This window comes from Microcoleus sp. S36b_A4 (assembly GCF_036700645.1).
GTDB lineage: Bacteria > Cyanobacteriota > Cyanobacteriia > Cyanobacteriales > Microcoleaceae > Microcoleus.
In genome coordinates this window covers 14,367-40,776 of record NZ_JAUBPI010000003.1, presented here as the reverse complement: position 1 = coordinate 40,776, position 26,410 = coordinate 14,367, and the positions used below count along the sequence as shown (strand labels likewise).

At 45.8% G+C, this 26,410-nt stretch carries 14 protein-coding genes and 1 pseudogene; 3 read left to right on the top strand and 12 right to left on the bottom strand.

Features of this window, described 5'->3' with window-relative positions; all coding sequences use genetic code 11:
- The 4 genes and pseudogenes from QUA03_RS01850 to carA all read right to left on the bottom strand — a co-directional run.
- Positions 1 to 346 (bottom strand): annotated as a pseudogene (locus QUA03_RS01850) (23S rRNA (guanosine(2251)-2'-O)-methyltransferase RlmB); the annotation flags it as partial.
- A gap of 259 nt (positions 347 to 605) precedes the next feature.
- The gene (locus QUA03_RS01845; protein WP_333209195.1) at positions 606 to 1,052 is read right to left on the bottom strand and encodes a ribonuclease III domain-containing protein; all 447 of its coding nucleotides are present in this window, start codon (positions 1,050 to 1,052) and stop codon (positions 606 to 608) included.
- A 383-nt stretch (positions 1,053 to 1,435) separates the two neighbouring features.
- Positions 1,436 to 1,792, bottom strand: coding sequence for an STAS domain-containing protein (locus QUA03_RS01840; protein WP_333082737.1), 357 nt, complete (start codon positions 1,790 to 1,792; stop codon positions 1,436 to 1,438).
- A gap of 149 nt (positions 1,793 to 1,941) precedes the next feature.
- Entirely contained in the window at positions 1,942 to 3,099 is a 1,158-nt protein-coding gene (gene carA / locus QUA03_RS01835) for a glutamine-hydrolyzing carbamoyl-phosphate synthase small subunit (protein ID WP_333209193.1), read from the bottom strand.
- Between the two features lie 325 nt (positions 3,100 to 3,424).
- Between carA and QUA03_RS01830 the strand changes: the two genes are divergently transcribed.
- Complete coding sequence (locus QUA03_RS01830) at positions 3,425 to 4,069, top strand: retropepsin-like aspartic protease (protein ID WP_333209191.1); 645 nt, start codon at positions 3,425 to 3,427, stop codon at positions 4,067 to 4,069.
- Between the two features lie 216 nt (positions 4,070 to 4,285).
- On the opposite strand, the gene trpD is transcribed toward QUA03_RS01830, so the two are convergent.
- Positions 4,286 to 5,401, bottom strand: coding sequence for an anthranilate phosphoribosyltransferase (gene trpD / locus QUA03_RS01825; protein ID WP_333209189.1), 1,116 nt, complete (start codon positions 5,399 to 5,401; stop codon positions 4,286 to 4,288).
- Between the two features lie 875 nt (positions 5,402 to 6,276).
- Between trpD and QUA03_RS01820 the strand changes: the two genes are divergently transcribed.
- On the top strand, positions 6,277 to 9,258 hold the full coding sequence (locus tag QUA03_RS01820; RefSeq protein ID WP_333209188.1) for a PAS domain S-box protein: 2,982 nt from the start codon (positions 6,277 to 6,279) through the stop codon (positions 9,256 to 9,258).
- 182 nt (positions 9,259 to 9,440) lie between these two features.
- Here QUA03_RS01820 and QUA03_RS01815 read toward each other — a convergent pair whose 3' ends face one another.
- From QUA03_RS01815 to QUA03_RS01805, 3 genes are all read right to left on the bottom strand, one after another.
- Positions 9,441 to 11,210 carry an adenylate/guanylate cyclase domain-containing protein gene (locus tag QUA03_RS01815; RefSeq protein WP_333209187.1) on the bottom strand — a complete coding sequence of 590 codons (1,770 nt, stop codon included), beginning with the start codon at positions 11,208 to 11,210 and terminating at the stop codon, positions 9,441 to 9,443.
- Positions 11,207 to 11,602 carry a response regulator gene (locus QUA03_RS01810; protein ID WP_333209186.1) on the bottom strand — a complete coding sequence of 132 codons (396 nt, stop codon included), beginning with the start codon at positions 11,600 to 11,602 and terminating at the stop codon, positions 11,207 to 11,209. The genes QUA03_RS01815 and QUA03_RS01810 overlap by 4 nt, the downstream gene beginning before the upstream one ends.
- 475 nt (positions 11,603 to 12,077) lie before the next feature.
- Entirely contained in the window at positions 12,078 to 17,696 is a 5,619-nt protein-coding gene (locus QUA03_RS01805) for an AAA family ATPase (protein ID WP_333209184.1), read from the bottom strand.
- Positions 17,697 to 17,790: 94 nt separating this feature from the next.
- Here QUA03_RS01805 and QUA03_RS01800 point away from each other — a divergent pair, with 94 nt between their 5' ends.
- Entirely contained in the window at positions 17,791 to 18,969 is a 1,179-nt protein-coding gene (locus QUA03_RS01800) for an S-methyl thiohydantoin desulfurase domain-containing protein (RefSeq protein ID WP_333209182.1), read from the top strand.
- 168 nt (positions 18,970 to 19,137) lie between these two features.
- Here the strand turns inward: QUA03_RS01800 and QUA03_RS01795 are convergent, their stop codons facing one another.
- The 4 genes from QUA03_RS01795 to QUA03_RS01780 all read right to left on the bottom strand — a co-directional run bounded on the left by QUA03_RS01795 (position 19,138) and on the right by QUA03_RS01780 (position 26,381).
- On the bottom strand, positions 19,138 to 19,821 hold the full coding sequence (locus QUA03_RS01795; RefSeq protein WP_333209180.1) for a ribonuclease HII: 684 nt from the start codon (positions 19,819 to 19,821) through the stop codon (positions 19,138 to 19,140).
- A 1-nt stretch (position 19,822) separates the two neighbouring features.
- Positions 19,823 to 22,177: an Rne/Rng family ribonuclease gene (locus QUA03_RS01790; protein ID WP_333209178.1), complete on the bottom strand. Its 2,355-nt coding sequence runs from the start codon at positions 22,175 to 22,177 to the stop codon at positions 19,823 to 19,825.
- Positions 22,178 to 22,571: 394 nt separating this feature from the next.
- On the bottom strand, positions 22,572 to 22,700 hold the full coding sequence (locus QUA03_RS01785; protein WP_333209176.1) for a hypothetical protein: 129 nt from the start codon (positions 22,698 to 22,700) through the stop codon (positions 22,572 to 22,574).
- Between the two features lie 807 nt (positions 22,701 to 23,507).
- Positions 23,508 to 26,381: a TIGR03960 family B12-binding radical SAM protein gene (locus QUA03_RS01780; protein ID WP_333209174.1), complete on the bottom strand. Its 2,874-nt coding sequence runs from the start codon at positions 26,379 to 26,381 to the stop codon at positions 23,508 to 23,510.
- Between the last annotated feature and the right edge of the window lie 29 nt (positions 26,382 to 26,410).

Here is a 26,410-nt window from a genome sequence, read left to right as displayed (position 1 = left end):
GGAAATTGTTGCGGGTCGGCTGCGGGCTGCTGCTATCTCTGTCTTGGTAATAATTGCCCCTGGATTGCGGGCTGCTGTCTCTGTCTTTGAAATGATTATTTCTGCGAATTTCCGGTTGGCCGTCGGCATCGGATCTCCGTTTGAAAATTGCTCTCACGGGCATTTCTCGTGATTGCGGGGCGAAGGTCGATCGCTTTTGAGGCGCGTCTACTCCGCGAGTATCGGGACGGGGCTTGCGTTCAAAGCGGGGAGAGGATGGTTGTGAGTCCTGACGGCGGCCTTCGCTTTTGAATGGCTTGCTGTCGGAATTGGATCGCGAAAAGTTTGGTTTGGTAAATTTTCTCATTGGTTTCTTGTGGTCAAAATGTTTGGGCTGAAGGCTAGTCGATTGTAGATGTGAGATTCTTGATTGAGGGAGAAATCTTTGGGCTTTGAGATTTGAGATAGTCTAGCGAGGGAGCAAGGATTTTGCTGTGTTCAAATTGCTAGTTAATAACTGATCAATCCTGTTTTGTCGATCAAGATTTTTGCGGTTTTATGTTAGCCGGGCCAGGATGGTTAACTCATCCCTCCCCATTCCCAACTCTTAACTGCTAAATCATCCTTTAAGTCTCAAGATCTAAAAGTGCCAGAAGTTCGGTCAATCTTTCGGGATCGGTGAGATACAAATATCCGATCAAAGTTTCTAAGCTGCTGGCTTGTTGGTATATCTCTGGATCTGCTCGCTTAGAACGGCCCGCTGCAGCATTGCGGCCGCGCTTGACAATTGCTAATTCTGTACTGTTCAAGTAAGGAGAGATAGATCGCAAATGACGCGCTTGAGTTTCGGCTCGTACTTGCCCCACCACTAATTCGTGATAAGCTTGCAATCTTCTGGGTGGCACTAAGTACGAACTCCGAACGTAGAGTTCGTACACTGCATCTCCCAAATATGCCCAGGCTGCGGGCGAAATTCTTTCTATTTCTGCTGGTGTAGCCCTCGCAGGATGCACTCGATTTAAACTGATATCCCTCAGACTCAGTTTGAGTCCGTCATCTGCGATCGGCGACATACTTTTTTAAATAAAACTTCCGCACAGCTTGGTTTTTCTAGTCACTTACTTATTTCGTCTTTCGTTACTTCAGCAATTATAGCTTTCACAGGAGTGTTCGCTGTCCGATCGCGAAGCGAGATATATAGGCAAAGGTTGGCGTGACGATCGCACTCCTAAAAAAGGCTTTTTACCAGATCGGGATGCTCTAATTTTTATACCATTTTTTCGCGTGTTTGCCACACATATTTTACTGCCCATCCACCGAAACTCTAAGCATCGGGGAAATAGCGGCTGGCGCGTGTCGCAGCTTCTGGGAAAATCGGTATTATTTTAACCGCAAAAAAATAAAAATTTGCTATCCAGCGTTGAGAACCGGATAGCTAATTTAATCCACTTTGGCGTCAAGCATCCTTGACGTTTTTTACCGCCTCATCAACCGAAGGCTGCAAAGACAAAAATTTCTCTAAGCGAACCAGTTTAACAGTCTGAGTTACGCGGGGATTTGAGACAATTTGCAATGTCCCTTCCAAGGTTTGGGCTTTTTTGACAAGTTGCACAAGTGCGCCCAAGCCTGAACTATCCACAAAGTCTATCTGAGACAAGTCCAAAATTACGTGTTTTGGGCCGTCGTCAATACATTTGCTTATTACCTTCCGAAAAGTGGCCTCAGAAAAAGCGTCCAGCAGGCCCGTCAGGCGAAATAACTGACAGTTATTCCTGACTTCGCGAGTGCCTCTGAGGCTAACGGTCAGGGTCAATGACTCAGAAATGACACCCTCCTAGCTAGATATGGCTTAAAGTCGAGGCTTCATTATAGGAGTTTTTTTGTTTTTTGTCTACAATTTTTTAGTTGACTGTTGACTGTTGACTGTTGGCTGTTGACCTCTCACGGTCAACAGCCAACTGACTACTTACTGCTGGCTACTTTCTGATTGTCTCGCATTGACTGCACGAATCGATCGAATAAATAGTCGGCGTCGTGCGGGCCCGGACTGGCTTCTGGGTGGTACTGCACTGAGAACAGTGGCAGAGTTTTATGCTTCAATCCGGCTACGGTGCGATCGTTCAAATTGAGATGAGTAATCTCTACTTCGGGGGCTAGGGAATCGGGGTCGATCGCAAAACCATGATTTTGGCTAGTAATTTCTATTTGCTCAGTTAAACCCGCTGGATGATTCAATCCCCGATGGCCGAACTTAAGTTTAAAAGTTTCTGCACCCAAGGAAAGTCCCAAAATTTGGTGTCCCATGCAGATGCCGAATACGGGTTTGTCCGACTTTAATAAAGCTTTCGCAGTCGCTATCCCTTCTGTTACCGCCGCCGGATCTCCAGGGCCGTTGGACAGAAAAATGCCGTCCGGGTTGTATTTGAGAATTTCCTCCGGCGACGTGTCAGCGGGGACAACGATGACCCGACACCCGTAACTCGCCAGACGCCGCAGGATGTTGCGCTTGATCCCAAAGTCTAGCGCTACCACAGTCCACATTGTGCCGTTAGCAGGTTTGACTGTAGGACTGAACTCCCAAACCGAGTCCGTGGCTTCAGACCACTCGTAGACCTCGCGAGTGGTGACTTCCTGGACTAGATTCAGCCCGTCCATGCTGGGGGCGTCTTGCACTAGCTCCAAAAGCTCTGCCTGGTCGAGAATCGTGGTCGAAATGCCACCGTTGATCGCTCCCACCGTGCGAATTTTGCGAGTCAGGGCGCGGGTGTCGATCCCGTAAATTCCGGGGATATCGTACTGTTTCAGGTAGTCTTGCAGAGATTGCGAACAGCGCCAGTTGCTGGGGCGGCTGCATACGTTCCGGGCGATCGCACCCCGAATTTGCGGGCGCGAGGATTCTTCGTCTTCGAGATTTACCCCGGTATTGCCCAATTCTGGATAAGTAAAAGTTACAATTTGACCGCAATAGCTGGGATCGGTCAATACTTCTTGGTAGCCCGTCATTCCCGTATTAAATACTACCTCGCCAACGACGGTGGCGTCAGCGCCAAACGACCAGCCGCGGTAAGCAGTACCGTCAGCCAGGACTAGGAGAGCGGGTTTTGCAGTTGAAAGTGACATGGCATCCTTAATTACTTTCGTTTGGTTTCATTCTTACCACTGCCAGGGATTTGATGCTAGTCGGCAATATACAGATATTATTTTAATTTGTGCAAGGGTTCGGAAAAGCAAGGCACTTAGGCCCGAGGCAGAAGCAACAGGTAATCAAAAAGCAGCAGCAAGTGCAAATTCTCCCAATCCCCACCCTCCGCATCTCCTAGTCTCTCCATCTCCCTCCCGGTCAGCAATTGATCTGCCAGCAGCTTAGGATGCGGGCGAAAATTCTATATCTATACCAAAAGGCAGTTGTCGCTGTTACGATCGAGCTACAGCGTTTAACGAAACTATGGCTAGTAAATCTCCCTTGCCTTTACTCTCAAACTTATACAAGCATCTACTGAACTCTCAAAAACAGTGCAAACCGTTACTGGTTGTAACAACAGTTATTTCCCTGAGCAGTTCAATTTTAGTAGGGAATGTTGCCAACTCCTCGCGAGCAGTGGCTCAAGAAAGTGAGGGATGCTTCATGCGGAGCTCATCAGGTCGAACCGTCAACCTCAGCCAATCAGTCTGTGGTTTTCTTCCCGAAGCATTGAATCCCGCTACTTCGGCGGCCGCAAAGTCGGGAGTGTTTCAGGCAAAAATCAAACGCCGAGAGGCTAATATCCCCGTCATAGAAGTCACGTTTAACGGCAAACAAAAGTTCGAGATGATGGTAGATTCTGGAGCTAGTGGCACAGTAATTACACCAGCAATGGCTAAAGCCTTGGGTGTGGTTCTCCAGGGAACAGTGCAAGCACAAACTCCCAACGGAGTGGCTACTTTTCCCCTCGGTCGCCTGACTTCTATGGAAGCAGGTGGTCTGGCCGTTAACAATGTAGTTGTCGCAGTCTCGCCATCCCTAGAGATCGGACTGTTGGGTCACGACTTTTTTGGTAATAAAGATGTGACTATTAAGCAAGATGTCATTGAATTTCGATCGCGCTCTTAAAAAGAAGTTAGTCGTTAGTTGTTAGTTGCTACAAATAACAATTAATACCAAATCCGCGTTAAATATCCCGTTTATTTCTTAGTCCGCGAAGGCGGACTTTATTTGTTTAGTAGCGGTTTCAACCGCAGAATCAGAATGGGGATGGCAAACCAGGATGTGATATGAAAACGGTCAACTGTCAACTGTCAACTGCCAACTACCAACTGACAACTGACTTCATTTCAAAAACTCAATCAACTGCTGCAACTTCAACCAAGATTCACCGCTCAATAAAATGTCCTTAGCCAGAGAAACTCCTGCGGCGTGAGAACCCATAGGAATTGCACCTCCCACCTGAAAAGCCAAAGAGGCATTCAAAGCTACAACATCCATTTGTGCGGGCGTACCTTTGCCTTGCAAAATGTTCCGCAAAATCTCGGCGTTTTCCTCAACATTTCCGCCTTTTAACGAGCCGATCGCACTTGGTGTCAATCCTACCTTTTCAGGGTCTAAAGTAGTGAGTTCGACTTTGCCATCAGACAAAACCGCCAAATCAGTCACATCACCCAAACCCGCCTCGTCCAATTTTTCTCTGCCGTGAACGACTACAGCTAACTCAGTCCCCAACTCGCCCAAAGCTTGGGCAATAGTTGATACCAGACTAGGATCAAACACCCCGATTACCTGCCCTGTAGGGCGCATAGGATTGACAAGGGGCCCTAAAAGGTTAAAAATAGTCCGCACCTTCAAAGTGCGCCGGAGCGACGCTACAGCCTTAAGTGCGGGATGCCACCCAGGCGCAAATAAAAAGGTGATGCCCACGGAGTCTACCGCAGATCTTACTTTCGCGGGATCGGCGTTGAGGTGGACTCCCAGTGCTTCCAACACGTCCGCAGAACCCACTTTACTCGATGCGGAGCGATTTCCGTGTTTGGCGACTCGAACTTTGCCGGCGGCGGCCACAAAAGCTACAGCAGTGGAAATGTTAAACGTGGAAGCGCCGTCGCCGCCTGTGCCACAAGTATCAATTAATTTGAGATTGGAGATTGAGGATTTGGGATTGAAAACGCTCTCCGACTCGCCTGCAAGCGACTGAGAATGCAATACTTGAGCCATTCCTACCAATTCTTGAGCAGAGATGCCTTTGGCTTGGATGGCCGCTAAAATTGCTCCTGAGATGACGGGGGGAATAGCTTCGGCTAGCCATCCCTGCATCAAGTCGGCTGCTTGGGCGCGTGAGAGAGATTGTCTGTCTAATAGTTGCTGCAGGAGGGCTGGCCAGACAGGAGAATCCGGCGTCTGGGTTGAAGCAGGGGATAACTCTGGCGTTGCTAGTAGAGGAGAATCTGTCATTTATTAGTTTCTAGTCAAATTTAGCTTGATCGAGCTTTGTGGCCAAACCGAGAATCGATCGGGATTTTACCAGACTTGCCGACCACATTTTGCGCGATCGGGCCCCGATTTTTGCTCAAATGCCAGCACCGCTACAGAATTTTTCCGCCCGCAGTAGCAGAATATGAATTTTTTGATACAACAATTACCCTATTGTTGTGCCAACTTTACATAGAAACCCCAAATCGTACAACTGCTAGCAGTCTGCTGTATTATCTATCAGCAATAATACTTAACACTAACTCAGAGCAGCCAAAGACCGATAAAAGTTTCCGACAGGAGTTGTGGAGACCAAAAAATTTTAGACATTAGGGAGCCCAAGATTCATCTGTGGAGTCAATTCTTTAATCTCAAATCTCAAATCTCAAATCGATTGACAGCAAGGACAGCGAGCGTTTAGCTCTTGCAGGCGGGTTTGTGGTATTGGGTAAGAGTCGATCGTCGTACTCTCACCCAAATCCTAAAAATAGGATCTTGCGGTTGTAGAAGTCGCTGCCTTTTATTGTAAGAACATCCTTGCTACTAACTTATTTCAGGGTATTCAACTGCTAATATATTCAGGGAGATTTCAAGGAGCGGGTTTTGCTCGAACACCTGCACCGCAAGCCGATCGATGTGCCAATGCGATCGTGACAGCCAGTCAAGCATCAAATAAATACGGGATTAGCTAAACTTTCCGCAACTATCACTAATAACTAACAGTCCAGTAGGACAGATGAATAAACACACTCGTCTCCGGCTGCGATACACCATCTTTCAGCCTAAATAACGGCTCAAATTTAACAGGCGGTAGACCAAAAATATTCAACTCACACACAAGAGCAGGGTATTCACAAGTGGGAAATCAAAAATTAGGAAATAAAACGATAGAATGCCTGAATGTCGCGGAGGCACTGCACCAAATGGAAGCAAAATATTATAGTATGTTTGAAAATGCTGTGTCGGGTATTTTTCAAACAACCCAATCCGGTCGCTACATCAGCGCTAACCCAGCTTTGGCTCGCATCTACGGATATAATTCCGCCGAAGAATTAATGGGCTGTCTGACGGATATCAGCGATCAGCTTTACGTCAATCCCGATCGGCGCGATCAGTTTGTTTCTGCTTTGCAAGAACAGGGCATCGTATCGGATTTTGAGTCGCAGATTTATCGGCGGGACGGAACAATAATTTGGATCGCTGAGAATGCGCGCGCTGTCTGCGATGAAGCAGGAAAATTGCTCTATTACGAAGGTTTTGTAGAAGATATTACCCAGCGAAAGCAAGCAGAATCTGCACTTCGAGAAAGCGAAGAACGCCTGCGCTTAATAATTGAAGGCGTTAAGGATTACGCTATATTCATGTTAGATCCTGATGGGTATGTAGCTAGCTGGAATTCTGGTGCAGAACGCATTTTGGGATACAGATCTCATGAAATAGCCGGCAATAATTCGGAGTGTTTTTTCACTAAAGAAGATCTTGAAATCGGCAAGCACAAAGAAAAATTAATCCTGGCGGTGGCAGAAGGTCGATACGAAAATGAAGGCTGGCGGCTTCGCAAAGACGGATCGCGATTTTGGGCGAATATTATTGTTACTCCTTTGCGCGATGAAAGGGGAAAGTTGCAGGGCTTTTCTCAAGTAATGCAGGATATTACTGAGCAAAAGCGGGCGGCTGAGGAAAAGATGCAGTTGATTGCTTCTTTGCAGGCGTCGGAAAAAAAGTTTCGCACTTTGTACGAATCGACGACTGATGCGGTAATGCTGCTAGATGAAGAGGGTTTTTTGGATTGCAATCCGGCTACTTTAAACTTATTTGGATGCAGCACTGAGTCGGAGTTTTGCGGCAAGCATCCTTCGGAGTTCAGCCCGCCGTTGCAACCGGATGGACAAGATTCTAGGAATCTTTCTCAAGAGCGAATTAATACGGCTCTGCGATCGGGAAATTGCCGTTTTGACTGGCGGCACCGTCGTTTGGATGGTTCTGAGTTTCCGGCGGAAGTGCTGCTAACTTCTATGGATATCGGCGGCAAAATTGGGCTGCAAGGCGTGGTGCGCGATATCACTTATCGGGTGCAGGCTGAGGAGGCATTGAAGCAGGCTAATGAGGTATTGGAATGCCGGGTTAAAGAGCGGACAAGTCAGTTGGAAGAGGCTATTAAAAAGTTGAGTTTATCGGAAGAAAAGTTTTCTAAGGCTTTTCGATCGAGTCCTGATCCGATGATTATTACTACTTTTGCTGAGGGTCGTTTTATTGAAGTTAATGATAGTTTCTTGTCGATGACTGGTTACGATTTAGAAGAAACGACCTGGAATACAGTACCGGGGTTAAATATTTGGGTAAGGCCTGAAGACAGACTTAATTTTAGGCGAAGTTTGCACGAACAAGGTGTTGTTCGCAATCAGGAATGCGAGTTTCAGATGAAGTCGGGATCGGTGGTGGTATGTTTGCTGTCAGCAGAGTTGATTAATTTGGACGGCGAACTCTGTATGCTGGCGGTGATGACGGATATTACCGATCGCAAACACGCCGAAGAAGCCCTACGGGAAAGCCAGCGGGCCTTGGCGACGCTGATGAGCAATCTGCCGGGAATGGCCTACCGTTTTCGCAACGATGCCGATCGCAGTATGGAGTTTGTCAGCGAAGGTTGCTATCAGTTAGCCGGCTATTCTCCTGAAGAATTTATCGGCACTCGGGAAGTTTCTATATCGGAATTGACTCACCCGGACGATCGCGAGAATTTGTGGAATGCTGTGCAAGTTGCTTTGCAAGAAAATCGACCCTATCAGCTAAATTACCGAATTACTGCTAAAAATGGCGAATTAAAATGGGTTTGGGAGCAAGGTTTGGGAGTTTTTTCCGACTCGGGAGAATTGATAGCTTTGGAAGGGTTAATTACTGACATTTCCGAGCAGAAACGCAGTGAAGAAGCTTTGCGGCGATCGCAAACAGAGTTGACCCAACAAAAACTTCAACTCGAAAATACTTTGCACGAATTGCAGCAAACTCAAGCTCAATTGATTCACACTGAGAAAATGTCTACTCTCGGTCAAATGGTAGCCGGTGTTGCTCACGAAATTAACAATCCTGTTAGCAGCGTTTGCGGCAATCTCGTTCACGTCGGCCACTACACGGAAGATTTGCTGAATTTGCTCGATATGTACCAGCAGCAATGCCCGCAGCCGCCGGCAGCAATTCAAAATAAAATTAAGGATATCGAATTAGAGTTTCTGCTAGAAGATTTGCCGAAAGCGATGTCTTCGATGCAGGTTGGGGCCGATCGCATTCGGGAAATCGTGCGATCTCTCAGAAATTTCTCTCGCAAAGACGATTCTCAAATGAGCAAAGTTAACCTGCACGAAGGGATTGAAGGAACGTTGCTGATTCTGCAAAGTCGCCTGAAAGCCAGAGGTAACTATCCCGAAATTGCGGTAATTAAGGACTATGGAAATTTGCCTTTGGTTGAGTGTTATGCTGGGAAAATCAATCAGGTATTTATGAATTTGATCGGAAATGCGATCGACGCGATCGAGGAATACAACGAAGGGCGTTCAGTTGCCGAAGTCAAAGCTAACCGCAGCAAAATTAAAATTAGGACAGAAGTCCAAAACTCCCATGCTGTAATTAGGATTTCTGACAACGGCCCCGGTATGCCAGAAGAAGTTTCCCAGCAGTTATTCGAGGCTTTTTTTACCACAAAACCCGCCGACAAAGGCACCGGTTTGGGCTTGTCAATTTCCTACAAAGTGGTCCAAGAACACGGTGGCAAACTGAGCTGCATGTCTGCGCTCGGCCACGGAGCCGAGTTTATCATAGAATTGCCGATCGAACAACCTTAGTCAGCAGTCATTAGTCATTGGTTGTTGTTTATTTGTGACTGTTGGCTGTTGACTGATGACTGTTGACTGATGACGCTCGATCCCTAACCAATGACTAATAACTAATGACTAATGACTAACAACTGACAACTGACAACTGACAAGTGCCAACTGCCAACTAACAACTACCAACTGCCAACTAACTACTGACACCTTTCCCAATAAATTCGAGCCACCTTATCCCCCGGATTTTGACCCAAACAATTCGCAAAAAGTCCCGCAGCTTCCCTAAAATTCTTCATATTGTACAAAGACAAAGCCTCAGTAAATAGTTGCAGAGTCGCTAACTTCCCCGCTTTAACTTCCTGCCAATCCGCATCAAAAACTTCATAAACAGTCACCCATTCAGACTTACCCTTAACCTGAACCTTATCAATTACCCGAATTGCATAATCAGCAGGATTTGTCAAGCGATCGAAAGTCTGCTGAGTAATTAACAGCGACACCCCGTAATTCTTCGTCAAACTTTCAATCCGAGAAGCCAAATTAACCGCATCGCTAATCACAGTACCGTCCATCCGGCTTTTGCCCCCCACTATACCCAGAATCAAAGAACCAGTATTAATTCCCACCCCAATCTCAACTGGCACATAACCCAGAGAAGCGCGATCTCGATTGTATTCAGCAAGAGTATGCAGCATTGCAATTCCCGCTTTCAAAGCATCATCCGCCCCCTCGCTAAACAACGCCATAATTGCATCACCAATATACTTATCAATAAACCCCTGATTTTCCACAATCAGCGGTTCCATTCGACTCAGATAAGAATTGATAAATTTGAAATTCTCTTCCGGTGTCATCTTTTCCGAGAGAGTAGTGAAATCGCGGATGTCAGAAAACAAAACTGACATTTCCAACTCCACCGCTTCTCCCAATTTAATATCAACAATACTATCACATCCCAAAAAAGCTAAAAACTCATTGGGTACAAAGCGACTTGTCGCCTCCGCAATTTCTAATTCTGCCTCCAGTGAAATTTCCAAATGGCAATTGACTTCAAAGAGATCCTCAATAAACTTTTTGCGTTCTGCCTCAGCTTCTTTACGTTCCGTAATATCTTGAAGAGTGTTGATAGCATAAACAATATTTCCTTGTTGATCGTAGATGGGAGTAGCGAATATCTCTAAGGGAATAATCTTGGCGTCTTGATGAACTTCTGCATCGTCAGCCGTAGCACTTTCCCCCTTCAACGCGCGCACGATGGGCAAATTCTCCGTAGGATATTTTTGATTTGTACCTGCTTGATAGAGTTGATAAACCTCTGACAATTGCTTGGAACTGGTATCCGGCACAACTCCTTTACCAAATATCTCTTTTGCTTTCCGATTGATGTAGTAAGGTTGGCCGTCCGCATCCAAGACACCCACACCAATCGGCATTGCTTCCAAAAACTGTGTCAACCGATTTTCGTTGTCGTGTAGTTTAGCAATGAGTACGGTTTGCTGGCTGTTTAACTCGGCAAACTCCTGATTTATTTGCTGGAGTTGGGCATTTTGTTGTGCCAGTTGTTTATCTTGAATATAACTATTTAGCGCTTCTCTAATGGTCAATTTCAAGTCTTCAGCTTGCCAAGGTTTGGTAATATAACGATATAAGTTTGCAGAGTTGATAGCATTGGCGATCGCCCCAATATCTGCTTGTCCTGTCAGCATAATTTTTATAGTTTTAGGCGAAATTATATGAGCCTGTTTCAACAGCTCATCTCCCTTCATATCAGGCATAATGTGGTCGGAAATAATTAAAGGAATTTCATCCCCATCCTCTAGCAATTCTTCAATTAACTCTAATGCCTCTTGCCCACCTTCAGCAATTTCGATTATATAATCATTGCCAACAGCCTCTTGCAGTTCTGCTTTGAGGCTCCTGAGTACAGTTTTCTCATCATCAACACAGATAATTACCTGTTGGCTCATAGTTTAGATAAACCAGATTTAATAGTTTCTAGCAAATCGGATTCCAACCAAGGTTTAGATAAGCAACAATGAAGGTTAGCCATTTTTTTTGCTCTTTCTATTGCTACTTCATCCGCTTGACCAGTCAGCAGAATCTTAATAACATGCGGGTATTCCTTGTGGATGCGAATTAGTAGCTCATCTCCCTTAATACCGGGCATTAACCAGTCCGAAATAATCAGAATAACGTGGGTTTGTTCGTCAGAAAATTCGCTAATTACATCTAAAGCCTCCTCAGCATCTTCTGCTCCTTCGTAAGTGTAGGCATTGCCAAATTCTGCTGCTAGCTGCGTCCTGAGACTGTCTAATACCATTCTCTCATCGTCAACGCACAAAATAACTGGTTTAGACATCTATTTTTTCCCTTTTAAATTGTTATTAGTAGCAAAAGTAGCAAAAGTAGGAAACTGTATTAGTAGACCCCATCTTATCTTAAGATGTCACAAGTCAACGGCTCGCCAAATCCTCTTGCTCTCCCCAGTAGCCGCAACCAAGAAAATTATCTGCGTAGCAGCTTAGCTGAGCATAACGCATCGTACTGCTGTTTTACATCTGTTTCCTGTTGAATCGGAGTTAGGGGACTCAAAACACTTTAACTCTTAAAATCCTCCCAGTTGGGTAGATTGCAGGTTGGGTGTAACTGAGATATTGCACCATTCTCAAGAACAGGCTTTCCGGGCTGTTCCACAAGAGATAAATTTTTGTGTGGAACAGGTCGGAAAGCCTGTTCATAAAAGGTTTATTGACAATGGTGCAAGATGTGAGGTGTAACCAAGTAAAACCCGACCTACTTACTGCTTTACATCGTTGGCGAGATCCTTCACCTGCTTATACACTGCTCATTGGCAGGAAAACATTAAATGTAGTTTTGCCCGGAATTGATTCCACTTCAATTTTTCCCTGATGTTTGTCAACAATCTTCTTGACAATATCTAGTCCTAATCCGCTGCCTTCTCCTGCGGGCTTAGTAGTAAAAAACGGGTCAAATATTTTCCCTTTTATCTCTTCTGGTATCCCTTTGCCGCTGTCACTAATGGTAATCTTAGCCTGGTCATCTTGAGCCGTTAACTCAATTGTTAACGTGCCTCGATAATCCATGGCTTGCAAAGCATTGTGAATTAAATTCGTCCAAACTTGATTTAGCTCGTCGGGATAGCACAGTATCGGCGGGATGTCGGCATAGTTTTTGATGACCTCAACTCCCTGTTTTAGTAGATTTTGATACAAGGTTAAGATTGTTTCAATACCTTCTATAATACTTGCTACTATTTTTTCGCCCGACTGTTCGTAGCGGGCATAAGTTTTTAATGCAAAAACTACTTTTGATGCTCTATCTGTAGCTGTACTGATAGTAGCAATACCTCTTTTTAATTCAGAAATTTTGTAGGCGATTTCTAGGAGATGTAAACTATCCGATCTTTGGAACAAAGGGACAAAGGTATCAATTTCATTATAAACCCCCATGATCACTAGGCGATCGGCTACGGTATCAGCACTATAAATCTCTAATTCTTCGAGTTGGCTTCTCAAAGCTCTCTTCAATTTGCGTTCTTCTTTGGTTGATAAGCTTGCTTCTTGTTGGAGGGAACGCTGAAGTAAACTCAAGAAATTCTGTGCTTCTTCTGGGGATAGAGATTGAAAAAGTGCGGGCAACTGTTCTAAAGTTTGATTTAAGAACTTAGAAACATTTCCTGCCGACGAGCGAATTGCACCCAGGGGAGTGTTAACTTCGTGGGCAACTCCGGCCACAAGTTGTCCTAAAGCTGCCATTTTTTCTGATTGAATCAATCCTTCTTGGGTGGCTTCGAGATTGCTTAAAGCTTGTGATAATTCTTGAGTGCGTTCTTCTACTTTTGCTTCTAAGCTGGCATACAGTTGGGCATTTTCTATGGAGATGGCGGCTTGCGAGGATAAAAGTTTTAATACTGCCAATCTGTCGGGAGTAAATGCACCTGTCGCTAGGTTATTTTCTAGGTAGAAGATGCCGATCGCTTTTCCTTGATGTTGGATAGGGAGACACAATACTGATTTGGGTTGATGGTGAATGATGTAGGGATCGTTGAGATTTTGGATGGGAGATTTCGGGTTTTTGATTTCATTATGCAAGTCGTTAAAAATGACATACTCTTGAGTTCTGGCAACATAGTTAATGATGCTGTGAGGTAAGTCATTGCTGGTTTCCAGAGAAATTGATTGCAGCACAATTGTTTCTGAGATACCACTAATTGCAGTGGCTTCAATTATTAAACTGCCTGCTTTTTTCAAAATCAGAGCGCATTTTTCTGCTCCGAGATTTTCCATCACTACTTGCATTAATGTTGAGAGCAATTTATCAAGCTGAATTTCTCCTGAAAGTGCTTGAGATGCTTTCATTACTGTTCCAAAGTCGAGTGATTCTGAAATACTAGAACTGGTGGAAGTGATGGTAGCAGCGGTGATGCGAGCAATTGTCTGGCTTGTAGTAATGGTATTTTTCTGGTTGAGAATTGGGGTGAGCAATTGAGGGTAGCGTTTTTCTAAATCCGCAACTTTGGCTAATGCTCCCCAACGAGCGTAAGCGTAGTAGGCATCTGTTAAATAGACTGTGGCAATTTTTTCTTTACCCCATTCAAGATAAAACTTAGCTGCGAGTTCGTGGGCTAGTGCTTCTTCGTTTAGATATTCGTTTTCTTGGGTCAGGACAATCGCGCGATCGTACATTCCTATTGCTTCAATATGTTCGCCCGCAATCCGATGTCGCTCAGCCTCGACTAAATAGAATTTGTGCATAAAATTCATGGGTGCATGATGCGCCCATTGCTTTAGCTTTATTTGATTTGCAGCTACTTTTTTAAGAATTTGTTCTTGGTCCGATTTTGTAGCGTCGGGATATTTGGAAAGCAGAGTTAAAGAACCATAGAAATTTTGCAGGGGGAAAAATAGCGTTCCGGTTACTCCGTCTAGATTTTTTTCTGAGTTGGCCGTGCATTCAACAGCGCGATCGAATTCTTCAAACAAGTAACAGAGAACGAGTTTATGAAAATACAATACAAACAGAAAAGTTTTATTTCCCTGTTCTTGATACAGTATTAGTGTTTCTTCTTCATTATAGTTTTCGCCAATTAAACGATAGGGATTTTCGGCAGCACCACTCAAATTTATTACAACCTGATGGAGCAATTGATTTATGGGAAGGAATTTTTCTTGATTAATATGAACCAGTGCTTCATTATAAGAGTTAATTTCTCGTATCAGCTCGCTCAATTCTCTCCCCATTAAAAATGAATACAAGCTGTAATCCATCAAAGATAAAGCAGCATATTCTAAATCTCCCGTTTCTAGTCCGCTAGAGTAAGCTTCTAGCAAAGGTTTTAAAGTTTCTTTGGCGTGTTGATTCCAGTACGCAATATGAAAATAAACAATCGTATAAATCTTGGCTTTTAATTTTTTGGCATTAACACGTTCTAATAGACTTAAAGCTAGTTGTCCAAATCGATAGCCAGTGTCGATATCTTCTCCAATAACACACAGCAGTAAACCACAGTTAGCATAGGCAAACGCAGACAAAGCAGTATTCCCATATTCAAGCGATAAATCAACTTGTTTAAATACAATCAGCGGTAACAGTATGGGAACAGTATTGTAAGCAGCAGAAAAAATGCTGTTGGCAATTTGCATAGCTGCTAACTTATTTAAATCAGTCATTTCTGGCAGATCGATTAAATCTTCGATCGCTCTTTGTGCCAACTGCGATCGCAAGGTTTCCAGAGCAAGCTGGATATCCGAATGGCAAGGAGACTCTGGAAAAGTAATTCCTAATTGCTGCAACAGTTCCAAACCAATATTTATTGCTTCTAATAGTTTATTTTGAGCGATGTTGTTTTGAATTTTTACCAGATAGACTTTCACTTTATCTAGCAGTGTTTTAGCCTGTTTCAATACAACCTCTATCGCATATTCCATCTCCTCAACATCCCCTTTGAGATGTGCTGCTTCTGCGGCTTTTGAGTACAATGCTAAGCTTAAAGCGTACTGCTGCTGCCAGCTATTTGTTGCTAGAAGTCTCCTCCCTGCACTTAAATATTTGACCGCAGCAGCATAAGCTGTGGAAGTTTTAGCTTTACCTCCAGCAATTAGATTTAACTCAGCAAGTTCATCCCGTTCTGTTTGACTCTGAATTAACTCAGCCCCCATATTCAATTGATTGACAATATCAAAAATATTCTCTTCCCTTTCCGCAGCCGTAGGGGCGGTGCCTCCCTGCCCGCCCTTGTGCAGCAGCAATCTGCCGATCTTCAGGTGGGTTGACTGTTTCTGGTTTTCTGGAATTAGAAAATACGCTGCTTGTTGTACGCGATCGTGTAAAAACCTGTAAGCAACTAATAACTCCTGAGAGTTTTCCACTTCCAGCGTTTCAGATTCCTGAAAAAATTTGTAAACTTCGCCGATCGGCATAATTAGCCCGTCTTGTAACGACTTCCACAAGTCAGTAGCTGTTTGGGCATGGGATTTTTCATTGACAATTGCCAGTGTTTTTAAATCAAATTCGTTGCCGATACAAGCAGCTAATTGCAATACATTTTGAGTATTTACTGGAAGTTTTTGCAACTGGGATGCCATAAACTCGATAACATCATCGCTGACAGAAATTTCTCGGAGTTTAGCAATCTCGCACTGCCAATAACTGCTTTCTAAATCAAATGTGATTAATCTATCTTCCTGTAGGGATTTAAGAAATTGATTGCTAAAAAATGGGTTGCCTTTAGTTTTATGAAATATTATTTCTGTTAAAGGGAGTGCTCTTTCTGACGGGCAACTTAATGTATCGGCAATCAGTTTGTTTAAGTTAGATTGATCGAGAGGAGAGAGTGTGATTTGATTGACTGTTGCTTCGGCCTTCCGAATCTCCTCTAAAGTCAGCATCAGCGGATGTGCGGGAAAAACTTCATTATCCCGATATGCACCCAGCAGCAATAAATAGCGAGTCTCCCTATTGCCTAAGATCAATTGCATTAATTTTATAGAAGCCAAATCCGCCCACTGCAAGTCATCTAGGAAAATTACCAAGGGATGTTCGACGGTTGCGAACACTCGAATAAACTTTTCAAATACCCGATTGAATCTATTTTGCGCGCCACTTCCTTCTAAGTCTGGAACTGGTGATTGCTTGCCAATCAAGAGTTCTAATTCTGGAATTACATCAATAATTACTTGTCCATTTTCGCCTAAAGCTTCTAAGATTGTGGTGCGCCATTTTTTTATTTCTGCAACACTTTCTGTCAGCACTTGTCGCATTAAATTTTGGAAAGCTTGCACCCAAGCCCAGAAGGGAATGTCACGCTTGAATTGGTCGAATTTTCCTTTGATGAAGTAGCCGCGCTGGCGGACGATCGGCTTGTGAATTTCATTAATTACAACTGTTTTGCCAATCCCAGAAAAACCAGCTACTAACATCATTTCGCTGTTACCTTGACTTGCTCGATCGAATGCTGCTAGCAAAGTGGCTACTTCTGTTTCTCTGCCGTAGAGTTTTTCTGGAATAATGAAGCGATTTGAAATATCTCTTGCTGCTAATTCAAAGGGCGCAATAGTGCCATTAGCTGAATATTCTTCTAAACACTTTTCCAAGTCGTGTTTGATGCCGAAAACTGTCTGATAGCGGTCTTCGGCATTTTTTGCCATCAGCTTGATGGCGATATCACTTAACATCTTCGGGAGGGTCGGAGCGAGTTCTATCGGAGGCTTGGGCTTCCTCGCAATGTGGCCGTGAATTAATTCCATCGGATCGCTACTTGGAAATGGCAATTGTCCCGTGAGCAACTCGTATAAAGTTACTCCCAAAGAATAAAAGTCGGTGCGGTAGTCAATTCCCCGATTCATTCGTCCGGTTTGCTCGGGAGAGATGTAGGCTAAAGTGCCTTCTAAAATATTGAGGTTTTGAATTTCTTGGTTCTCTCTGACTAACAGGGAAGAAATACTGAAGTCAATAATTTTTATCTGTTTAGAAACCGGGTTGATTAGAATATTTTCTGGCTTAATATCTTTATGAATAATCTGGCGTGAATGCAGTTCGTGTAATATGTTGACAATTTCGATCGCGATTTTGAGAAACTCGCCGATGTTAAGAAATGTACTTTGGGCTTCCTTGCCAGCTAGTGTCTTGTTGGTTTCAGAATATGTTCTCAGGGAAACGCCACCGAAATCTTCCATTACCAGGACAAATCGATTGCGGTATGTTTCTAATTTGTAGGGTTTGACAATTCCTGGGAGATCAAGATTTTGAACTATATTATACTGATGTCGAAACTGAACCAATTCGGAGACGGTGGGGCATTCGCTGTTAAGAATTTTGAGGACAACGGGTGTGCCATCGGATTCTTGCAGACCTCGATATACTGAGGTTCGAGAGCCAGCGTAGATTTGCTGGGCGATTTGATAACCTGGAAGGGCGATCGGGGCATCAGTCATCTGTCTTTCCCGCCTAGTTGTACTTTTTTATATATTATCGTATAGTCAAAAATTAGCTGGCGAGTATATTTTTTATCCCGTTTGGAGGGTGCTGATGTCTGTTCGACTCGATAAGAATGGGATGAAGCTAGTAAATATTGGAGCCTGTGTCTTGGCTTCTGGGGGCGGAGGCTCTTATCTTGTCTCTAACAAAATCATTGATGATGGCGTTCTAGATGACACCGTTGTTGAAGTATTAGAGGTAAAAGAGATTCCAGGCGATCAATGGATTGCCGTGTCTGCAAACATGGGTTCGCCCGATGCGTTATTCAAAACAGCCAATCCTCATGCCCCCACAAATGCTTTTCTAGCTTTACAACAATGGTGCCAGCGTACAGGAAAATCTTTCTACCGTGGTTATGAGAATTTCGATCGCTTTAATTTTGTCCTGCCTATAGAAATCGGGGCAATTAATGCTGCTTCTCCTCTAACTGTAGCAGCTCAATTACAAATTCCGATTATTAATGCCGACGGTGCGGGTCGTTCTATCCCCACCCTACCGCTAACAACTTTCGCTGGCTCAATTCCGCTGTTTCCTAACTATGTAGCTAGCGAAGCTCCTCCCGACAGTAAATTTAATACAGGGCAAGTTAATGTTCCAGATGAAAATAGTTTAGAGCAAGCAATTATTGGTTTAGTTATGACTGAACCGTTTGGCGGAATTGCTGGCCTCGCGATCTATGCAATGAACGGTCAAACTTTGAATGACAACCCGCCTGTTTCTGGCACCCTAATTGATGCTTTAAGAATTGGCTCTATTTACAAGTCTACTGAGGGTAAAGAACGTGCGTATAGTATCGTTGAATATCTGAATGAAGGTGCTGCCCAACCGAGAAAGGCAAAGCCGATTTTTCACGGATATATTACGCAAATGGTTGAAGCAGAAGGAGGGACGGATATTGGTCAAATTGTGGTTAGCGCAGCGGATCAATCGGGAACAGACTTGTGGATATATAACCAAAATGAAAACATCTTTGCTAGTCTGAATACTCAAGGCGAACCATATATTATGGGACCAGACTCGATTTGCTATGTTCCGGCATCAGGCGATATGTTTGATAATTCCGATTTGTGGAATATGTATCAACAACCTGGTTACGAGCCTATCGAAGTTTATATTGTCGGGATAGATGCTCCTGATGTTGTCAAAGGTAATGCTAAACTTATGGCTAACTGGCAGGCAGTGCGGAGTCAATTTGGATACTCTGGGCCATACACCCAAAATTGGTTATAAATGATATCTTGCACCCTTCTCAATAAGCCTTTTAGGGGCGGGCAAGATGCCCAACCCCTACATCCCACAATAAATAAAATTAAATTTTTGTGAAACAGGCATATTGTCTGTTCTTGAGAATGGTGCAAGATGAAGTTTAACCGGAGTTGTATTATTCCATACAACTAACTATTTTTGACAAGGACTAAAAGATTGTCGGTGAAAGACAGATACACCGCAGCGTTCCAAAGCCAATTTATGTTTAGCAGTACCGTATCCCTTGTTATTTGTCAAGTCATATTCAGGATACTTAACAGCCAAACGTACTATTAATTCATCGCGCCAAACTTTCGCCACAATACTAGCAGCAGCAATCTGAATCGATCGCGCATCACCCTTGATCATCGTCTCTTGCTCGATCGCCAAATTGGGAATCCTTTGATTCCCATCAACCAAACACAAATCCGGCGTTACCTTCAACTTCAAAATCGCCCGCTTCATCGCCAACAAAGAAGCCTGCAAAATATTGAGGCGATCGATCTCCCGCACCGAAGCCGCACCAATTTGACAGTCAACCGCCACAGCCCGGATCTTCACAGCTAACCGACTCCGGGCTGCGGCACTCAACTGCTTGCTATCTCGCACCCCGCAACTTGCTAATTCATCGAGAACTTCGTCGGGCAAAATGCAGGCAGCAGCCACCACCGGCCCGAACAAAGCTCCTCGTCCGACTTCATCCACACCCGCAATTACCAGAGCGTTCGAGGGAGAGGGGGAAAGGGGAAGATGGAAAGATGGGAAGAGAGTAAAAATTTCTACTTCTTCCTTCTTCCCTCTTCCCTCTGACTCCTTCCTTCTTCCCTCTGACTTCATATCACTCATCCACAACGGCTGACGAGCGGCGGCGGCGGCGGCGGTTGATAGCAGGCTCCTCGGGTTCGCTGGGTTCGCTGGGTTGGCTGGGTTCGATCGGCTCATTAGATTCGATCAGCTCATTAGATTCGATCGGCTCATTAGATTCGATCGGTTCATAGGATTCGATCGGTTCATAGGATTCGATCGGTTCATAGGATTCGATCGGTTCATAGGATTCGATCGGCTCATAGGATTCGCCCATCACATCGCTGGGTTCCTCAATCCGATCAAAATCATCAGTTTCGTCGATCGAACTCTCGCCGTAAAGTTGGGCCTCATCATCCTCAGAAAAAACAGGCTCAACTACCGACCTTTCTGGATAATAATCCCGTTCCTGTGCATTCTGTGCAGGCGCCGTCGGTTCAAATTCAAATTCGAGCTGCTCGAAAGGCGGCTTGTTCGGCGCCGCTCCGGGGAGAGTCACCGAAACGATCGCATTCTTAGGATTTTTCACGCTGCGATCAGTAAGCACCAAAGGAGAAACCCCCATCAGAGCATAAACATCCTGCTCCTCCGCCGTCATTTCCACCGAAATCACCTCTGGAGGCTCAACCATCGGCTTCATCAACTCAGACTTAGCCGGCCGCACGCGATCGAAATCCTCGCGCCTGCCAACAGTCGCCATATTCACCAGCCCGAAGCCCTCCGAAGCGGCCCGGATGCCGGGGGGGGCCAGATACTCAGAGCGCGTATCCGCGACGGGCGCGCTCGAAGTATTCGGCAGCCGCAACTTGCTACGTACCGGTTCCTCCTCCGCCGGGAGAGCAAAAGGCTCTTCGCCAATCCGGCGGCGGCGGCGGCGTCTAGTTCCGTTCCCCAAATCCTGATAGCTGGGATGGTTGAGCAAGTCCAAAGGCGATGCGTTGCTGCCGGTCTCAAAATCCAAACTTTCGCTTTGAGGTTCCCAAGCAGCCCTAGCAGGTTCGGGGGGGCGTTCTTCCCGCACCGGGGCAGGAGTTGCAGCCGCCACAGGCGTCAAGCTGCGACGTTCCAATCCTTCTGGCAAATTCAACAAAACGCGGTTCGATGTAGCAACAGTACGATCGCCCGATTCCCGCACCGCTGCGGCGAAGTCTTCTTCCCCAGGCAAGTGCACCAGATGACCCAACCCGCTGCAAGTAGGGCAACTGTGGCCGAACAACTCGTAAATATTTTGACCTTGGCGCTTGCGAGTCAGTTCTACCAGTCCCAATTCCGACAGTTGAGCGATTTGCGGTCGAGCTTTGTCAGCTTTGAGAGCTTTATTGAAATGTTCCAGCACCTGCAACTGATCGCGGCGGGATTCCATGTCAATAAAGTCAACAATAATCACCCCGGCAATATTGCGTAACCGCAGTTGTCTAGCAATTTCCGTGGCTGCTTCGCAATTTGTCCAGAGTACCGTTTCCCGAGCCGTCGCCGATCGAGTAAACGAGCCAGAGTTGACATCAATCACCGTCAGCGCCTCAGTCGGCTCAATAATCACATAACCACCCGAAGGCAAATCAACCCTTGGTCTGAGGGCTTCTCGAATCGCAGCATTAACCCGGAAAAATTCTAAAATCGAGGCGCGCTCTCGGTGGTGGTCGATCAAAACTCCCGCAGGAAGTTTACCACCGTTCCAGCTCATCAACTGCTGCTTCACCCGCTTAATTCCATTTTGCGAGTCCACCACAATCCGATTCACGTCACCGCTGAACATATCTCGCAGCACCCGCTGGATAAAATCGTCATCCCGGTTGAGCAGTGCCGGCGCTCGCGAAGTACCGCCTTCGAGTTGAACGGCTTCCCATTGTTTTTGGAGGACTTCCAAATCTTCCATGATGGCTTCTTCAGTCATCCCTTCAGCCTCAGTGCGTACCAGCAGCCCCATCCCGGCCGGTTTCACCAAAATAGCCAGGGCTCTGAGGCGGTTGCGTTCGGCTTCCGACTTGATCCGCCGCGAGAGATTGACTCCCCTGCCGTAGGGCATCAGTACCAAATAGCGGCCCGGCAGGGTAATGTTGCCTGTCAGCCGGGGGCCTTTGCTGCCCGTCGGTTCTTTCATTACCTGTACCACCACTTTCTGCTGGGGGGTCAGGAGTTCTGTAATTGCTCCTGCCGAGCGTTTAAGGCGCAGCGGGCCGAGGTCTGTGACGTGCATAAACCCGTTACGTTCTGGGTCGCCAATATTAACGAAGGCCGCATCTATCCCAGGGAGTACATTTTCAACAATTCCCAAGTAAATGTCACTGACTTGGTGGCTGCCTGTGGCTACCACAAGTTCTTGGATTTGATCTTCTGAAAAGACGGCAGCAATGCGATGCTGCTCTGCTATAACTATCTGCTTTGTCATTCAATTTCCTCAAAAAACTGGCAGCAAGTTAGAGACACTTACGCACTCATAGTGCCTCTGACTTAGACTGTAATTAGTAGTAGCTTGAAGAGTTATTAGCTGTGAGTTGGTGCAGGGTGGAAGGAAAGTTATCTGTGACAGTTAACTGTTAACTGTTAACTGTCAACTGTTACAGATAAAGTAGTTAAACCCGCCCGTACAGAGTTATGAGTTATGCTCAGCAGATAAATCTGAGAGATAGAAATAAGGAGGCTTTTATCGAGTTAGCAATATTGAGATTTGAGTTGACAATTGCGAAATCAATACTCAAAATTCAACACTTACAACTCTTCCTTTGAACGAGCGCGAATAAATTCATTGACACCGTACCAATTTCTTAACACACAACTTAACACTACGAACTGATAACTCCGCTTGCGTGGTGGTTGAGGGCTGGTTTTGAGGGAAAGTAGGTAGGAGTGAAAGCGCCTACACTTTTGTTGAATTCTTGTGCGATCGCACTCAACACACACCAGCTTGGCATTCGACTGCAACCTCTGCCCCTGCGAACCCTAAAACCTCGTCAGTCGATTTTAGATTTTAAATTTTAGATTTTAGATTTACTCCACAGATGAATCTAGGAGATTGAAATTTAGTCTAAAATCTAAAATTTTGGTTTTCCACGAATTAAGTCGGGGGCTTATTTCTGTTTTTTGACGGGTCAGTCGATTTTAGATTTTAAATTTTAGATTTTAGGTTTTAGATTTACTCCACAGATGAATCTGGGAGATTGAACTAAAGTATAAAATCTAAAATTTTTGGTTCTTCACGACTTAAGTCGGGGGCTTATCTCCGTTTTTTGACGGGTCAGTCGATTTTAGATTTTAGGTTTTAGATTTTAGATTTACTCCAAAGATGAATCTGGGAGCTGGAACTTTAATCTAAAATCTAAAATTTTTGGTTCTCCACGACTTAAGTCGGGGGCTTATCTCCGTTTTTTGACCCGCCAAAAACATCTATTGTTGAATACCCGTTCTGCGGTTTGAACCGTGAGATTTTTGAATAAGCCGACCACCGACAACCAGTCGATCGATCGAAATTAATCGCTAAATTTGGTTCAGACGCCGCTCCTGCGGGTTTGGCGCTAGATTTAGCCCGTGAATGTACAACAAAAAGGCTTGAAGTCTTGAACAGAAGCAATTTGCACCCAGCCCGCGTTGCTGGTTGACGAGGGCGGCGAGCGACTAAAGCGCTCGAGCCGCCGCGGCTTCCATAACAAGCGATTATAGCGTGAAACGACACATCCCGATCGAGAGCCAAAGGTGAAATATTCCACCACGGCTTCCCTATCTTAACCATAACCCAGGATTAGCTGACTACGCTGAACCTGTAGAAGCTGAATTTCCTGCTGGCTGACTTGTTCGAGCATGAACACAATATGTTCTGGCTTTAGCAAGTTGCCATCGCTGCGACAACTGCCGGTAAAGCGCAAGACGGCTCTACCTTCGGATGTAGCACTCTTAGCAGAGGTGCTGTCTGGTTTCTGCTCTACAAGTTCTAGTTTGTGGAGCCGATCGCGCAAATTGACATCCTTCGTCTTTCCCGACTTAGTAGTATGCACCCGCCAAAAAGCCTCGGTTTCGGCGATCGTCTTAACCCAAGCTTCCCAATTGGCATCAGGAGCCACGGAGACAGGAGCAGAATTTTCATGGTCTAATTCGCCATTTTCTGTCAACGAACCCCCTACAGCCACAGTAATCACGTACTCCGCTGCTTCTAACAACTGGTTAGCAGAAGGAGCCTTAAGATCGATCGACTCAACCTTGTAAATCGGAATATTTGCCGGCAGCTTAGCGGCCAACTTTTCCCGAAAACTCTCAATATCGATCGACTCAGTGAGCTCAAAGTCGGCAATTTCCCCAGTGCTGGTAACACCCAGAGGCAGAGCATTTGCCAGAGAAATCCGAGGGTTCGGGTGAAACCCGCCCGTAAAAGAAATGGGCAAATCGGCTCTGCGGACTACTCGATCGAACAATCGGATCAAATCCAAATGACCAACCAAAGCCATATCGCCCACCTTCCCGAACCAAACCCGCACACGCTGTTTCCGCTCGGTATTCGGGACAAACTCCCCAGCAAACTCAGGAATGGGCAGGGCATCCACAACCACATTGTGTCCGAAATCGGTGCCACACACCCCGCAGCGCGAACACCCTTCAAAGGAACAGTCGGGAACCGTCGCTGCTTCTAAAGCCTTTTGCAAGTCAATTTTCAGCCAGTTTTTGTCGATTCCCGTATCTAAATGATCCCAAGGCAGGGCCTGATCGAGAGAGAGGGGGAGAGAGGGGGAAGGGGAGAGGGGGAGAGTGGGAGAGGGGGAGAGGGGGAGATCCGAAGAATTGGGAAAATCTTCCTTGATTTCTCTTCCTTCTTCCTTCTTCCTTCTTCCGACGGACATCGAACTGACATCCGTTACATCCGTTACATCCGTTACATCCGTTACAGAATCCGTTGCCGAACTTCCTTCTTCCTTCTCCTCTTCCTTCTCAAAAAGATTCCACTCGCCGCTTTCGACTTGGCGGTATTTCCAGGTAAGGCCCGACTCATCGATCGCCTGAGTCCAAGCTTTATATGCCTTATCCAAGCTTTCCCACCACGCATCCATACCCGCGCCAAGTTCCCAAGCGCGGCGGACTACAGCAGCCAAACGTCGATCGCCCCGTCCGACAAAATCCTCCATTGCCGAAATCCGCACATCAGTGTAATTCACCTTGACGCCCCGCATTCCCCGAAACTCTTCCTTCAGGAGTTTTTGCTTGCGGGAAAACTCAGCAGTAGAAACCGAGTGCCACTGAAAAGGAGTGTGAGGCTTAGGCGTAAAATTAGAAATTGTCAAGTTAAAAGTGAGTCCTCGCCTGCCATCGATCCTGCATTCCCTGTGCAGCCAGCGGACGGTTTCGGCGATGCCGAGAACATCAAAATCTGTTTCTCCGGGCAAACCGATCATAAAATACAGCTTGATTTTATCCCAGCCGCGATCGACCGCAGTTTTGACACCCCGAAGCAATTCTTCGTTGGTCAAACCTTTGTTAACGATGTCGCGCATTCGCTGACTACCAGCTTCTGGGGCAAAAGTCAAACCGCCTTGTCGCGTACCGCCGAGAATGTCGGCAATATTATCGTCAAATCTGTCAACCCGCTGGCTGGGTAGAGACAGAGAAATATTTTTATCTTTCAGGCGATTTTTGATTTCCATCCCAACTGCTGGGAGTGCCAGATAATCGGAACAACTCAGGGAAAGCAGGGAAAACTCGCTGTGCCCGGTGGCTTGCATCCCCTGTTCGATCGCCTCTACGACTTGCTGCGGTTCGACATCGCGCGCGGGGCGAGTCAGCATTCCCGGCTGACAGAAGCGACAGCCGCGGGTGCATCCCCGGCGGATTTCTACTGTCAATCTGTCGTGTACTGTCTGGACGTAGGGAACCAGGCCGATCGAATAAGCTGGTATGGGAGTTGCCACGCGGCGCAGAATTCGTTCTGGAACTTGCGGGCGGTTGGGATGAACAGAACCGTCGGCCGCCATATCGTAGAATTGCGGGACGTAGACGCCTGGAATTTGCGCTAAATCCAGCAGCAATGCTTCTCGGCTCAAATTATTTGTTTTGCCTTCTGCCAAAATCAAGCCAATTTCTGGCAGCAACTCTTCTCCATCACCCAAAGCGATGAAGTCAAAAAAGTCTGCGTAGGGTTCTGGGTTGGAAGTTGCCGTTTGCCCGCCAGCAAAAATCAGCGGTATTTGACCGTTTTGGGGATTTGTTGCTCTTTCTTGCCAAGTTAGGGGAATGCCGGCTAAATCGAGCATTTCCAGAATGTTTGTGGCTCCGAGTTCGTAGCTGAGGCTGAAGCCCAGAATATCAAATTCTGTGAGAGATCGCCTCGATTCTACGGCAAACAGCGGAGTTTTGGTCGATCGCAGTTTTGCTGCCAAATCTGGTGCGGGCAAATAAGCTCGATCGCACAACTGTCTCGGCCCTGCGTTCAAAATGTTGTAAAGGATGATGTGCCCCAGATTGGAAGCACCAACTTCATAAACTTCTGGGTAAGTGAGAACCCAGCGCACCAACGCCCCGTCCCAAGGCTTGTGCGTAGCCCCCAATTCATTTCCCAGATAACGAGCAGGCTGATTAATGTCTGCTGTAAGTAATTCTTCGACTTTTACTGCCACGGCTCGACTCGCTAAATATTTGCGACTCT

What these genes read in the sequence shown, in the direction of transcription:
- QUA03_RS01800 (WP_333209182.1), top strand. Translation starts at nt 17,791, where the DNA reads ATGTCTGTTCGACTCGATAAGAATGGGATGAAGCTAGTAAATATTGGA.
- QUA03_RS01845 (WP_333209195.1), bottom strand. Translation starts at nt 1,052, where the DNA reads ATGTCGCCGATCGCAGATGACGGACTCAAACTGAGTCTGAGGGATATC.
- QUA03_RS01815 (WP_333209187.1), bottom strand. Translation starts at nt 11,210, where the DNA reads ATGAGCCAACAGGTAATTATCTGTGTTGATGATGAGAAAACTGTACTC.
- QUA03_RS01830 (WP_333209191.1), top strand. Translation starts at nt 3,425, where the DNA reads ATGGCTAGTAAATCTCCCTTGCCTTTACTCTCAAACTTATACAAGCAT.
- QUA03_RS01805 (WP_333209184.1), bottom strand. Translation starts at nt 17,696, where the DNA reads ATGACTGATGCCCCGATCGCCCTTCCAGGTTATCAAATCGCCCAGCAA.
- QUA03_RS01810 (WP_333209186.1), bottom strand. Translation starts at nt 11,602, where the DNA reads ATGTCTAAACCAGTTATTTTGTGCGTTGACGATGAGAGAATGGTATTA.
- trpD (WP_333209189.1), bottom strand. Translation starts at nt 5,401, where the DNA reads ATGACAGATTCTCCTCTACTAGCAACGCCAGAGTTATCCCCTGCTTCA.
- QUA03_RS01795 (WP_333209180.1), bottom strand. Translation starts at nt 19,821, where the DNA reads ATGAAGTCAGAGGGAAGAAGGAAGGAGTCAGAGGGAAGAGGGAAGAAG.
- carA (WP_333209193.1), bottom strand. Translation starts at nt 3,099, where the DNA reads ATGTCACTTTCAACTGCAAAACCCGCTCTCCTAGTCCTGGCTGACGGT.
- QUA03_RS01790 (WP_333209178.1), bottom strand. Translation starts at nt 22,177, where the DNA reads ATGACAAAGCAGATAGTTATAGCAGAGCAGCATCGCATTGCTGCCGTC.
- QUA03_RS01785 (WP_333209176.1), bottom strand. Translation starts at nt 22,700, where the DNA reads ATGCCAAGCTGGTGTGTGTTGAGTGCGATCGCACAAGAATTCAACAAA.